Below are 13,479 nucleotides of genomic sequence, written 5' to 3'. Positions count from 1 at the left end.
CAAGAATTCTTTTTATTCATTGATTACATCCATCATTACTTTAGGAATTAATTTAATCATCTCACTAGGAATAACTGTATAAACATCATCACCTAAAATATCACCACAAGCACCATGGATATAAGTACCTAAAATAGCCGCATCTTTTACATCATACCCTTGACCAGCAAAACTTGTAATTATTCCCGCTAAAACATCACCCATACCAGCAGTTGCCATTGCTTTATTAGCAGTAATATTACGATAAATATTAGTTCCATTTGTAATTAAAGTATTTGGTCCTTTTAACACTACAACAACTTGATATTCTAAAGCAAATTGAGTTGCTTTTTCAATCATATCTAATTCATCATCATAATTACATAAACGTTTAAATTCCCCAGCATGTGGCGTTAAAATAACTTTAGCCTTTGTTTCTTTCAACAATTCTAGATGTCTTGCAAGTATTGTTAAACCATCGCCATCAATTATTACTGGACAAGTTGCATAAGTTAAAACGTCTATTACATATTGTTCACTTTGTTCATTTAATCCTAAACCAGAACCAATCAAAATAGCATTATAATCATCAAACATCTCATGATCTAATTTATCGTTTCGTAACATCGAAGTACTTTCAGGAACGAATACAGTTAATCCATCAATTACTTTTTCAGTTGAATTAACACAAACAATACCACTTCCCGTATATACCGAAGCTTTAGCGGCCATCAAAGCAGCACCGCGATAATGATTACATCCAGTTATATGTAACACCTTACCATAAACTCCTTTATACCCATAATAGTCACGTTGTTTTAAATGACGTTTAACCCAAGCTGGACTTACCAATCTAGCTAGTTTTTGATCCTTTCTTAAATCCTTAACTCGCAATAATTCAATTGCAATTTCACCTGTATATTGGTGACATTCTTCATTTAAAAAAGCTTGCTTAATAGCAGTTAAAGTAACTGTTTTAGTAGCTTGAATAACACTACCATAAGGAATACCATTATCCGGGTTTAAACCTGTAGGAATATCAATAGCAATAACATCAGTATCAACTAAAGTATTGATCTCATCTATTAAATTTTTTGCTAGTCCCCTAACTGGACTATTTAAACCAAAGCCAAACATCGCATCAACAATCAAATCAGCTTTTTGTAAATCACTTTTAAACAATCCCATATCTTCTTGAGCCATAAATACGATTGGCACTTCCATTTCCTGAGCCTGTTGTACGTAATAATTATTGGCATCAGAAAACTTATCAGGATTACCAAAACAATATAATTTTACTTCACGAGCTCGAATATGAAGCTTTATTCCTAAACTTATTCCATCAGCCCCGTTATTTCCGGGACCACATACAATAATGATATGTGAATATTTTAAACAATGCGGTAAAATAACATCACTTGCTTTATCCACTAATTCTTCTATTTTATACCCTTCATTTAATAGTGCCTGGTCATAGGCTTTCATTTGTCTACTTGTTGCTACAAACATAAATCCACCTTATCTTTCTATCACTAATATTCTAAGAATATATTTGTATTTTTAATTATTATAATATTAAATACAATCAATTTTATCTTAGTTCTTTTTATATAATTATATACTGAATCTAAAGAAAACACAAAAAAAGATTACGAACAAAATTCGTAATCTTTATTGTTATTCTTATTTTACTCTAACCGCACATACAAACCCTGAACCAGATACTGATGAAATTTTAACTACATCACCAGTTTGAGGTGCATGGATGTATTTTCCATTACCAATGTAGATTCCTACGTGACCAGATTTCCATAAGATATCTCCTGGTTGTGCTGCAGAAACACTAATTTGTGTACCAGCATTCTTTTGTGCTGAAGATGAGTGTGGCAATGATACTCCGGCACGAGCATAACACCATTGTACAAATCCAGAGCAGTCAAAAGCATTTGGTCCAGCAGCACCCCATTTATATGGGCATCCTAATCTTGAATAAGCTGCAGAAAGCACGGTATTTCCATAACTATTACTTGGAGCTGATCCGGCATAACTTCCACCACCTGAAGCTCTTTTATTAACTTTAACTGTTAAGCTTGCAGTTCCAGTATTACCAGCAGCATCAGTTACAGTATATGTAGCTGTCTTAGTTCCTGCTTTAGATGTACTAGGAGCATCGATTTGAACGTTTGCACGAACATCACCATCCTTGTTATCAACCGCAGAAGCTAAATAACTGCTAAAATCAACTGATTCTCCAGTATTAACTGTAATTTCACTTTTATTTAAAGTGATAACTGGAGCAGAAATATCTTTTACAACAACATTTAAAGTTGCTTCAGTAGGATTTCCAGAACTATCTGTTGCACTAATTTTTAATGGTTGAGTCTCATCTAATTTTAATGTATCAACAGAACCTTCAACAACTGGTGCCATAACACCATCAACGTTATCAGTTACATTTACATAAGCATTAATATCAAATACACTACCATAATCAACAGTTACATTAGCACCTTGAGTAAAATTAACTACTGGTGCTTCTAAATCACTTACAACGAAAGTATAAGTTTCTTCAGTTGTGTTACCTGAAGTATCATCAACTGTTAAAGTAATATCTTGTTGTCCTTTAACTGTAGTGTTTAAAGTTTCACTACTTTTGATAAATGGTGTAACATCACCATCTACATTATCACTTGCTTTAACATAACTTGCTAAATCAGCACTTCCATTAATTGGCACTTCAATAATGTACCCTTGACTAGAACCTAAAGTTTCAATTTTAGGTGCTTCGTTGTCGACAACATTAACAGTTACTGTCTTTGTTGCAACATTAGATCCAGCATCAGTTGCTGTTACCTCCACATCATAACTACCAATTTGTTTCTCATTTAATGATGCAGTCTCAACTGATACTAAAATATCTTCACGACTATCTTTGTTGTCGCTAATATCAATACTATCGGCATCAAATTCTTCACCATAAACTAAATCAATTTGATTTGAAATAATTTCTGGTTTTTCTTTGTCAGTTGCAGCATAACCTACTAACATAAAACTAGCAACAGCTGCAATCGGAATAAACATAGCCTTGCGATTTGTGATGTATTCATCCATCACTCTTTTCACGCCTTCTTTTATATCTCTTTCCATTCGTTACCTCCTTTCAATAACATATCCAAGGACTATTATAATATTTTTCAAAGGAAAAATCCACCCCTGAAAGCTTCTTACATTCCTTCCAATCGTCTATAACCCCCATGATAGCTTAAGTTAAAGAAAATGAATTTTTTTAAGATTTTTTAAGAAATCCTTAATATTTTCTTAAGTCCTAAACTAAAATTTGCATATTCATAAATAAAATTTATCAATTTTAGTGCCTATTCAATACTTTTTAGCGATTCTACCATATCAATTTTACGTAACACTCTACGCATTCCAAAATCAATCAAATAAGTAAATAATAACGTAAAAATCACAGCAAGAACATAACTCATTAAATTGACACTTCTAATAAACATTGCAATTTCAACTTCAACTGTATAGATAATAAATAAGTGTAAAACTTTCCCTAATCCTAATCCTAGAATAGAACCGATTATTGAAAGAATCGTATTTTCTCTAAAGACATAATCATAGACTTCACGTGGATAAAAACCTAATACTTTAATTGTTGCAATCTCACTTTTACGCTCTTGAATATTTATATTAGTTAAATTATATAAAACAATAAACGCTAAAGCTCCTGCACAAACAATAAGAATAACTACCACACTATCGATACTAACCATTTGATCTCTAAAGCTTTGCGATATACCATCAGTATAGTTAACTGAAGAAATATTATCATCATTTTTACAATAATCATCAATCTTAGCTTCCATTGATTCATCACCGATATCAAAGTAAGCATAATTAGATATTGCTTCATTACCAGTAAGTTCTTGATAAAACTCCTCACTCATATATAACTGGTGCTGGAAGTATAACGTCATTAATCCAGTAACCTTTACTTCATAATCTTTTTCATCTATTGTGATTTTAATTTTATCACCGACATTTACATCTAATAATTCTGATAATTTGGCAGAAATTACTACACCTTGATTATCCAGTGTTATTTTTTCATGACTATGATAGTCCTCAAGATTGACAAATTTGCTTAATTCTTTATTGTTATCAAATACTTCTAAAGTTCCATAGTGGTCTTTATCACCATGAATAGTAATTGTTTGACGGTAAAAACTGCTTGTATCCTTAATTTCATCAAGATCTTCAAAATCCTTAATTTCGTTTTCTAACTGTTCATTAGTCAATTGATTATTAAAAACTACTAATCCATCATAAGTATAAATTTCGCCATATTGTTTATCTGCTAGTGTTGAAACAGAATTACGAATACCAAATCCCGTTACAATTAATGCTGTACACCCAGCAATACCAACAATTGACATAAAGAAACGCTTTTTATATCTAAAAATATTACGCATAGTAACTTTTTGATTAAAAGATAATCGTTTCCAGATAAACGTTATTCTTTCAAGTACGATTCGTTTACCTGTTTTTGGTGCCTTAGGTCTAAGTAAGCTAGCAGGCATTTCGCTAACTTCACGACGAGCAACTAAATAAGTAACTAATAATATAATTGCTACCGATATTATAAATGTTTGAATACAAATAAAAGCATCAAAAAGAATACTAATATCAGCTCCAACACTAAACAAAACTTTTCGGTATAAATAATAGATAATAGCAGGGAAGAAATAAACTCCTGCAATAATACCAATTATACTAGCAACAAAAGTCGCCAAAAAGCCGTAAATGATATATTGTTTAATAATATCACGGCGATGATAACCTAATGCTCTAAAAGTACCACTTTGAACTCTTTGTTCTTCAACCATTCTTGTCATTGTTGTCATACTAACAAGGGCAGCTACTAAAAAGAATATCAGTGGAAATATTGCAGCAATTGCGGCAATTGAATCACTTGCAGAACTAAAACTAATAATTCCTGCATTTTCTTCACGAGTTAAACTAATTAGTTCACCGCTAGGAATATCGTCAATAGCTTTTTTAGCATCTTCTAATTCTACTTGTGCTTGCTGCAATTCTATTTGGGCATTATCTAAGTCTATTTTAGTTTGATCAAGTAATGCTTTAGTATCATCTAAAGTGACTTTACTACTATCAAGTTTTTCTTTTGAAGCAGCTAAAGTAGAACCAGTAGCATCTAATGTTGCCTTAGAACTATCAAGAGTTGCTTTTGTGTTTTCTAAAGTAACACGGGCTGATTCTAATTCGACAGCCGATTGATCTAAAACCTGTTTAGCTGCTGGTAAACTAGCTTCATATTGACTTACAGCATATGCTAATTGTTCAATTTGAGTAATTTTAGCTTTTAATCCTGTTAATTGATCTTCAGGAACTCCAGCTGCTATTGCATCTTGATATTGTTTAACTAACTCATCATAATATGGTGCTAGCTGTTCATATTGACTTTTATAAGTCTCATACTGACTTAACTGTTGATTATAACTCGCTAATCCAGCATCATATTCACTTTTACCAGCTAAATAATCCTGATATCCCGCTTCATATTGAGCTAAACCACTGTTATATGCATTTAAACCATCTTGATATTGTCGATAACCACTGTTATATGCAGCCAAACCATCTTGATACTGCTGCATACCGTCTTCATATTGTACGACACCATCATTATAAGCACTTAAACCATCTTGATATTGATTTAAACCATCATTATAATCAGCTTCACCTTTAGCTAATTGTTCTTTAGCATCATTTACAAGATCTTCATTTAACGAGTCAATCTGTTTATTTAAAATCTTTTCAATTTTAGAATTAACATCATCAACATATTCTAAATATTCATCACTGAAATAATTATAATTATTTTCATTTTTTAACGTTATTCTTAACTCATTAAATACTGTTTGCTCACGTAAATCATAAAGTTCTTGCGGTAAATCTAAACCTTCATTACCCTTTGATAAAATTTGAAAATAAGCTTCATTAGTACCATCACCAAGAGTATTAGTACCACGCTCAACTGAACTTAAATAACGGGTATCGTTAATCAAACCAGTGACAGTAAATTTTTTAGTGGCATTGTCATTAGTTAAAGTAATCTGGTCACCGACCTTAATTCCATTTTGACTTGCAAAACTATTATCAATAAGACATTCATCATCATCTTTTGGTAATTTACCACTAACCAACTCCACCTTATTTACTTGATTATCAAAAGTTTCATTAGTATATACAGTAGCTCCTTTAACATTTTCATCAAACTCAACTAAAGCATCAAACCGATTACCAGATTCAACATTTTCAACTTCATCAATTTTTTTGACTAATTTAAGATCTTCTTCAGTAAATCCCAAAGTTGCCACATAATTCAAATCATTAAAATGATATTCTTTCAAATAATCATTCATTGATTGTTCCATGATCAATGGCGTATGCCGTAATCCAGCAAAAAATGCAGCCCCTAAAAATACAATACAAAAAATTGAAAGAAAACGTGCTTTAGTATTAAAGATAGTTCGAATTTGATTTTTTACATAAGCTTTTTTCTTCATTTTACCACTCGATTTCAGCTATTGATTTAGGTGTTTCATTCATCTTCATTGAATCAACACGACCATTTTTTAGTCTAATGACCCGATCTGCCATTGGAGCTAAAGCACTATTATGAGTAATAACAACAACTGTCATAGAATACTTATCACACATCTCTCTTAATAATCCTAAAATGGACTTACCAGTTTGATAATCCAAAGCACCAGTTGGTTCATCACATAAAAGCAGTTTAGGATTTTTAGCTATCGCTCTTGCAATCGCCACTCTTTGTTGTTCACCACCAGATAATTGAGCTGGAAAGTTATTCATTCGATCTTTTAATCCAACTCGCTCTAAAACCATTTTTACATCTAAAGGATTTTTTGATATTTGTGAAGCTAATTCAACATTTTCTAATGCAGTTAAATTTTGTACTAAATTATAAAATTGAAAAACAAAACCAATATCATCTCGACGATATTGTGTTAATTGCTTTTCATTATATTTAGCAATATCTTGACCATCAACAATTATTTTACCACTTGTTGCTTTATCCATTCCGCCTAAAAGATTTAAAATTGTAGTCTTTCCGGCTCCTGAGGGTCCAACGATTACAACGAACTCGCCTTTTTCAACTTCGAAATTAACACCGTTTGATGCCGGAATCTCAACATCACCTACTTTATATATCTTTTTTACATCTTCAAACGTTATAAAGCAATTCATCACCTCACAACCTTTCTTTTCTATCATATATAATATTATATCATGAAATAATTGCCATTTTAAACCTCCAATCCCCTTTTTCATCAAGAAACGACTTTATTTTTTAATCAAATAAAAGTAAAAAAAATATTATTTTAGAATCAAAAATCATTAACTTTTATCCATGATAAGCAGATTTTTTTAACTTTTCGTGTTAGAATTTATTCAGGAGGTATTTCAATGAAAATAATGATTCTATCTGATTCCCATGCAATGTCTAAATCAGATTTACTAAAATTATTAAAAGCTAATCCCGTTGATTATTATATTCACTGCGGTGATATTTTCATCGGTTATGATAATTTGCCACTAAATAATTTTTATCTTGTTCGCGGCAATAATGATTATGGTAATATTCCAAATGAAATCTGCCCTTCTTTTGATAATTTAAAATTCTTCGTTACCCATGGTCATCTTTATGATGTTGATTATAATATGGATTATTTATATCAAAGCGCAAAAGAAAAAAAAGCTGATGTTATCTGTTATGGTCATACTCATCGACCATATTACGATGAAATTGACGGTACAATAATTATTAATCCTGGCAGTGTTTCATACCCTCGAGGTCAGTATCGTTTTCCTACATATTGTATATTTGATACTAAAGAAAAAAAGGCAACTTTTTATCAAGTAAAAACACTAGAACCATGTAACCCTTTTAACCCAAATCAATCTAACAAAAGAAAAAAAGAACCATTCTTTAAAAAATGGTTCAAATAATACTTTTTGGTAAAATATGATGATACATAATGATACAAGCCACCATACAAAATAACATCGGTATGATTGAAATTATCAACATTAAAGCTATTAAATAAAAATTAATTAATCCAAGACTATATAATCTAATAATAATTACAATTTGATAAACTAATGGTATTAAAATTATCATCCCATAAAAGATAATCATTTCTAAATTGATTATCTTTTTTAAATCCTTTAAACTATAACCAAGATAATATAGATTAGCAAACGACTTTTTCCGTCCCTTTAACTCCATCCCTAATTTAAATAATGATGTTAATGCCAATAAAATCATTACACTTAAATAAGAAAACAAAACAATCGTACTAATAAGCGGTGTATTTAAAGTATATAGAATACTACACATCAAAACCAGTGCTGACATCATCACCAATAATACGAGCATTCGTACTCGTTGTAAATCATACTTAACATTTCCAAATACAATTAATAAGTATTGATTTTCAATACCATATCTTTCTTGAAAGCGTTCAATAATTTCTGGAATAATATGTTTAATAACCCCATATAAACCAATCATTGCTACTATTGATAAAAGCAAATAATCTTCAACACTTTTTAACCAGGGAAAGATTATTAAAGGTACAATAAAAGCTAGTATATAAAACAAATTAGAAGGTTTCCTTAATTTAAAACCAAAAGTTTCAATTTTAACACTATCATTGATCAATTTATTAATACTAGTTCGATAACAATAACCCATGTTTAGATAAGTACACCAGCCAACTTCAAATAACAAAATAATTGTAGTTGCCACATAAGCACGATCACTTACATAATAAAAATCTCCTGAATAATTAAATGTAATAAAGAAAATTCTATTTAAAACCGGTACTAATAAATATCCTAGTAATAAACCAAGCAAAATTGCAAAAAACATAACAATCAAACTTTGCAACAATAAATACATACCTACTTTATAAACCGAAGCACCTGACATCAATACGATCGATATATCTTTGCTTTTAGCTAAAACATAGAAATCATTAGCCATAAAAACACAAATCATAGCAATCAAAATAACAAAAACAGCAATTGGAGTTACAATTGTTTTATCACGACCACCGAGATTGATACCAGCAGCAGGATTCATCGCTAAATTAAAAAACAAAAAGATAAAAACTGTCGTCAACAAAAACGATAAAAAATAAAATATGGTCTTTAATAAGTCACTTTTTAACGATTGAAGTGCTAATTTAAATAATCCCATTAGTCAAATAAAGCCTGCGATTCAGTAGAGTTAATATCGACTATCTTATAAAAATATTCTTTTTGACTCATATTTTGCCGTTCAATCGTTTCATCAATTACACCATCTTTTATATATAATAACTTAGATGAATAAGAAGCTATTTTAGGATCATGAGTAACCATCAATATTGAAACACCACTATTTACATTTAAATCTCTAAATAACGATAATAATTCGTGAGAGTTCTTACTATCTAAATTACCAGTTGGTTCATCAGCTACGATTAATTTTGGCTTAGTTACTAAAGCTCTACAGATTGCTGCTCTTTGACGCTGACCACCTGAACATTCACTAGGATATTTATTTAAAATCATTTCAACACCTAGTTTTTTAGCAATTTGATTTACTGATTCTTGGATATCCTTTTTCTTCTTTCCAGCTAGTGTTAAAGGAACAGCAATATTTTCAAAAATAGTTAATGAATCTAATAGATTAAATTCCTGAAAAATAAAGCCTAAATTTTCATAACGAAATCGTCCTATCTCTCTTTCGCTCATTTGTCTAACTTCCTTACCATTAATATAAACAAATCCTTTAGTAGGTAAATCGATTGTCGATAAATTATTGATAAAAGTAGACTTTCCAGCACCAGAAGGACCCATTACACAAATAAATTCGCCTTCTTCCATTTCTAACGATACATCTTTTAAAGCCGTATAGGGATTTTTAGTTCCAACCCCATAGATTTTTGTTACATTTTTAGCAATCAAAATTTTATTTTTTTCCACTCTACTTTCCTCCTTTTATTACCAGCTTACGATAATTATATCTAGTAAGAAAACCTGAAATGATCACTGATATTACATAAATCAGCACCAAAACACATGAAAACATCATTGTCATCTGACCATAATATATAAACCGTCCTATAATAATAACAATGTAGATCATTGGAACTACTAGCAATAATAGATAAAAATAAAACACTTCCCGATTAACTATTTTAATTAATTCACTTCTGGTATAACCGATTTTCCAAAGATTATAAAACAAATTAGCTCTTGTCTGGGCTTCCATACAATATTTATAAACAATACTTGTAATCAATAAAACAACAATTACTATATAGCCAATTATTGCGGTAATATATTCCCGTGGTGAATTATAGTAAGTAGCAATAATAACAACCATCCCAGTAACCGATCCAGCTATTAAAGAAAACAACAAAACTGATCTTCTAATTGAATAAGCCAAGTTAGAAAAATAAATTAAAGCATATCTTTTTTCTAACAAATATTTATCTTTAAATGTCTTTATAAATTCAGGTAAAAAAGATTTAATCAATCTAACCATTCCAGCAATCCCAACAACTATTGGTGCAACATAATTCATAGAAGAATGTTCAGCCATAAAAAATCATTACAATCCCTAATATATACAAAACTACATTAAAAATCGGAGCAATTTTACTACTTCCTGATGAATTATAATCCATCGCTTTTTCCTGTTTTAATAAATAAGCAATATCATTGCGATAAATATAACCACTTGCAAAGACTGATAACGTTAATAAAACAATAGCCACTACGACAATTGTTTCAATATATGTATTGATAGATATTTGATATATTGAAGCTTCAACATTTAAATACTGATACATCCAATAATTGGATAATGGTGCTACTAAAACGCCAATTCCAATCCCTAATGGCGTAGCTATGATTAATAATGTAAAAGTCTGATATATCAGATATAATGTTGATGCGATTGAACTATTACCAGAAAGCGACATAATTGCAATTTCATTAGTTTTTCTTGAAATAAAGAAATTATTAGCAAAAAAGATCATAAAGCAACAAAAACAGATAATCATAAATGATAAGGATGTTGAAAATGGAACTTTTACTTGTTGCCAAGAGACGCCACCTGAAACTGTTCCTGGATCTTTTAATAAATCATTATTTATTATATTAAAGAAAATAAAACATACTGCTATTGCAAAAACTAGTGTTAAACAATAAAATAAGCTGTTTTTATATTCTTTGACAAGCATTTTCATTGCAAATTTAAAATTCCCCATTTTACACCTCCATTTGACAGTATAAATACTAGTATAATAGCGCTTTCATATTTAGTCAATTTAATAATTATGATAATTTGTAGTAAAAAAACATAGATTTATTACTATTATTTGTTAAAAAAAAGAAATTTATAAATCATTGATATAATCAACAAATTTAAAAATTTCTAATTACTTACTATTATATTAACTTTCTTGCAACTCTTTTTTTAAATCTTCTATATAACGTTCTTCAAAACGATCTACACGCACAAATTTACCTAATACAGAATTAGGTTCAAAATAAAACACCAAAAACAAACGACAGCCACCATCTGGTAATGGTGCAAATTGACCACTCCAATGTCCTAAATAATTATTAGTTTGAACATCATATTCAAATTGAATATTTTGACGACAATCAGTAATCAAGATTTTAGTTGCTCTATTTTTTCGATCATATTCAATAAACTTATTATCATCTACTTTTTCTACCCGTGATAAATCACTTCGCCATGAGCAATCTTCAATATTACTAACAGCGTTAAATACTTTTTCCACATCACTTTTAAAATCAACCTGCATATCGATCCTTTTCATCATCAAGCACCTCCATAGTCCAATTATAACACAATTAAAAATCCCTTTTTACAAATAACCTCGTTAAATTTTAAATTTAAGCACAAAAAAAGTTCCTAACGGAACTTTTAATAATCGATTAAATTATTTAGCTAAAGCTTTTTTAGCTGTATCTACGATTGCAGTGAATCCTTTTGGATCGCTAATTGCAATTTCAGATAACATTTTACGGTTGATTTCAACATTAGCTAATTTTAAACCATGCATTAATTTAGAATATGAGATATCATTTAATCTAGCAGCAGCATTAATACGTGCAATCCATAATTTTCTCATATCTCTTTTAACTTGTCTTCTATCACGATATGAATAAGCTAATGAATGCATTACTTGTTCATTTGCTGTTCTATATAATCTATGTTTAGAACCATAGTATCCTTTGGCTAATTTTAATACTTTTTTTCTTCTATGTCTAGTAGTATATCCACCTTTTACTCTTGCCATTTATTCATTCCTCCTACATCAATTATTTTGGTAATCTTGATTTAATTCTCTTATAATCTGAAGCACTAACTAATCCTGATTTAGCCAAATGTTTCTTTTGTTTATGAGTTTTATTGTGTGATAAATGTGAAGTGTAAGCATGACTACGTTTCAATTTACCGCTACCTGTTCTTTTTAAACGTTTTTTAAGACCACTGTGTGATTTCATTTTTGGCATAATATATTCCTCCTGAATTATTTTTTCTTTGGTGCAATTATTGCAGTTAAGGTTCTACCCTCAAGCTTTGCAGGCTTTTCAATTTGCCCTACTTCCTCGCATTCAGCTACAAAGTCATCAATAACTTTTTTACCAAGTTCCGTATGAGCCAATTGACGTCCTCTAAATCTAATTGCAATTTTAACTTTATTTCCTTCTTCTAACCATTTCAATGTTCTTTTTAATTTAACATTTTTATCATGTACATCAATTGTCACTGACAATTGAGTTTCTTTTAAAGCAACAACTTTAGAATTACGTTTCATTTCTTTAGCTTTCTTTTGCTGTTCAAAACGATATTTTCCAAAATCCATAACTCTACATACTGGTGGTTTTGCATTTGGAGCAACACACACTAAATCAAGACCTTCGTTATAAGCTAAATCGATTGCTTGATTACGACTTTTAACTCCTAAACGTTCACCATTTTGATCAATTACCAATACTTCTTTAAAACGGATTTTTTCATTTACTAACTCATCTGGTTGTTTTGGTTTTCTGTTATCAAATCTGCTAATAAAAGCCACCTCCATCTTGTGCAGTTTGTAGTTTAAATAAAAAGTGAGCACACTAAGTACCCACACACTGACATTAAGATAACTATATCTTAGTGACATTTGCCCATCGACTTAATCAATCGGGCGAGAAGCAGGCACTTCTTCTTTCCACTACTTTTCATTTACTGTTGTATATTACCATCTTATTGTATCAAAGTCAATATTTTTTTAAACTATTTACAATATTATATTTAAGTATTTTTATTTTATGCAATAAATTTAAATCATCATAAACTACTAA

At 30.1% G+C, this 13,479-nt stretch carries 13 protein-coding genes and 1 other annotated feature; of the genes, 1 reads left to right on the top strand and 12 read right to left on the bottom strand.

Annotated elements, in window-relative coordinates:
- Positions 1-12: 12 nt before the first annotated feature.
- The 4 genes from B5F09_RS02630 to B5F09_RS02615 all read right to left on the bottom strand — a co-directional run bounded on the left by B5F09_RS02630 (position 13) and on the right by B5F09_RS02615 (position 7,284).
- On the bottom strand, positions 13-1,488 hold the full coding sequence (locus tag B5F09_RS02630; protein WP_087371297.1) for an NAD(P)H-hydrate dehydratase: 1,476 nt from the start codon (positions 1,486-1,488) through the stop codon (positions 13-15).
- 174 nt (positions 1,489-1,662) lie between these two features.
- Positions 1,663-3,126 (bottom strand): C40 family peptidase, encoded by a 1,464-nt coding sequence (locus tag B5F09_RS02625; RefSeq protein WP_087371294.1) that lies wholly within the window; start codon positions 3,124-3,126, stop codon positions 1,663-1,665.
- A 227-nt stretch (positions 3,127-3,353) separates the two neighbouring features.
- The gene (locus B5F09_RS02620; protein ID WP_087371291.1) at positions 3,354-6,578 is read right to left on the bottom strand and encodes an FtsX-like permease family protein; all 3,225 of its coding nucleotides are present in this window, start codon (positions 6,576-6,578) and stop codon (positions 3,354-3,356) included.
- Between the two features lies 1 nt (position 6,579).
- Positions 6,580-7,284, bottom strand: coding sequence for an ABC transporter ATP-binding protein (locus B5F09_RS02615; protein ID WP_087299071.1), 705 nt, complete (start codon positions 7,282-7,284; stop codon positions 6,580-6,582).
- Positions 7,285-7,503: 219 nt separating this feature from the next.
- Between B5F09_RS02615 and B5F09_RS02610 the strand changes: the two genes are divergently transcribed.
- Positions 7,504-8,046, top strand: a complete 543-nt coding sequence (locus B5F09_RS02610) for a metallophosphoesterase (RefSeq protein ID WP_087371288.1) — start codon at positions 7,504-7,506, stop codon at positions 8,044-8,046.
- On the opposite strand, the gene B5F09_RS02605 is transcribed toward B5F09_RS02610, so the two are convergent.
- The 8 genes from B5F09_RS02605 to infC form a co-directional block, all read right to left on the bottom strand.
- A complete protein-coding gene (locus B5F09_RS02605; protein ID WP_087371285.1) occupies positions 8,039-9,301 on the bottom strand; it encodes an FtsX-like permease family protein in 1,263 nt (420 codons plus the stop codon). The two genes, B5F09_RS02610 and B5F09_RS02605, sit on opposite strands and share 8 nt — an antisense overlap.
- Positions 9,301-10,071: an ABC transporter ATP-binding protein gene (locus tag B5F09_RS02600; RefSeq protein ID WP_087299011.1), complete on the bottom strand. Its 771-nt coding sequence runs from the start codon at positions 10,069-10,071 to the stop codon at positions 9,301-9,303. Before B5F09_RS02600 ends, B5F09_RS02605 begins: the two co-directional genes overlap by 1 nt.
- Before the next feature lies 1 nt (position 10,072).
- Entirely contained in the window at positions 10,073-10,693 is a 621-nt protein-coding gene (locus B5F09_RS15130) for a hypothetical protein (protein WP_239404226.1), read from the bottom strand.
- A complete protein-coding gene (locus tag B5F09_RS15125; RefSeq protein WP_239404224.1) occupies positions 10,686-11,363 on the bottom strand; it encodes an FtsX-like permease family protein in 678 nt (225 codons plus the stop codon). The genes B5F09_RS15130 and B5F09_RS15125 overlap by 8 nt, the downstream gene beginning before the upstream one ends.
- Positions 11,364-11,549: 186 nt before the next feature.
- Positions 11,550-11,945: an SRPBCC family protein gene (locus B5F09_RS02590; protein WP_239404223.1), complete on the bottom strand. Its 396-nt coding sequence runs from the start codon at positions 11,943-11,945 to the stop codon at positions 11,550-11,552.
- Positions 11,946-12,065: 120 nt separating this feature from the next.
- Positions 12,066-12,425 carry a 50S ribosomal protein L20 gene (gene rplT / locus B5F09_RS02585; protein ID WP_087299015.1) on the bottom strand — a complete coding sequence of 120 codons (360 nt, stop codon included), beginning with the start codon at positions 12,423-12,425 and terminating at the stop codon, positions 12,066-12,068.
- Between the two features lie 22 nt (positions 12,426-12,447).
- Positions 12,448-12,642, bottom strand: coding sequence for a 50S ribosomal protein L35 (rpmI, locus tag B5F09_RS02580; RefSeq protein ID WP_087299017.1), 195 nt, complete (start codon positions 12,640-12,642; stop codon positions 12,448-12,450).
- A gap of 17 nt (positions 12,643-12,659) precedes the next feature.
- Entirely contained in the window at positions 12,660-13,214 is a 555-nt protein-coding gene (infC, locus tag B5F09_RS02575) for a translation initiation factor IF-3 (protein WP_087299019.1), read from the bottom strand.
- 14 nt (positions 13,215-13,228) lie between these two features.
- Positions 13,229-13,351 (bottom strand) — a sequence feature (ribosomal protein L20 leader region).
- Positions 13,352-13,479: the final 128 nt, after the last annotated feature.

Origin of the sequence: Erysipelatoclostridium sp. An173 (genome assembly GCF_002160495.1) — a bacterium.
GTDB classification, from domain to species: Bacteria; Bacillota_I; Bacilli_A; order Erysipelotrichales; family Coprobacillaceae; genus Thomasclavelia; species Thomasclavelia merdavium.
The sequence above is the reverse complement of the archived record's forward strand: the minus strand, read 5'-3'. Positions and strand labels throughout refer to the sequence as shown.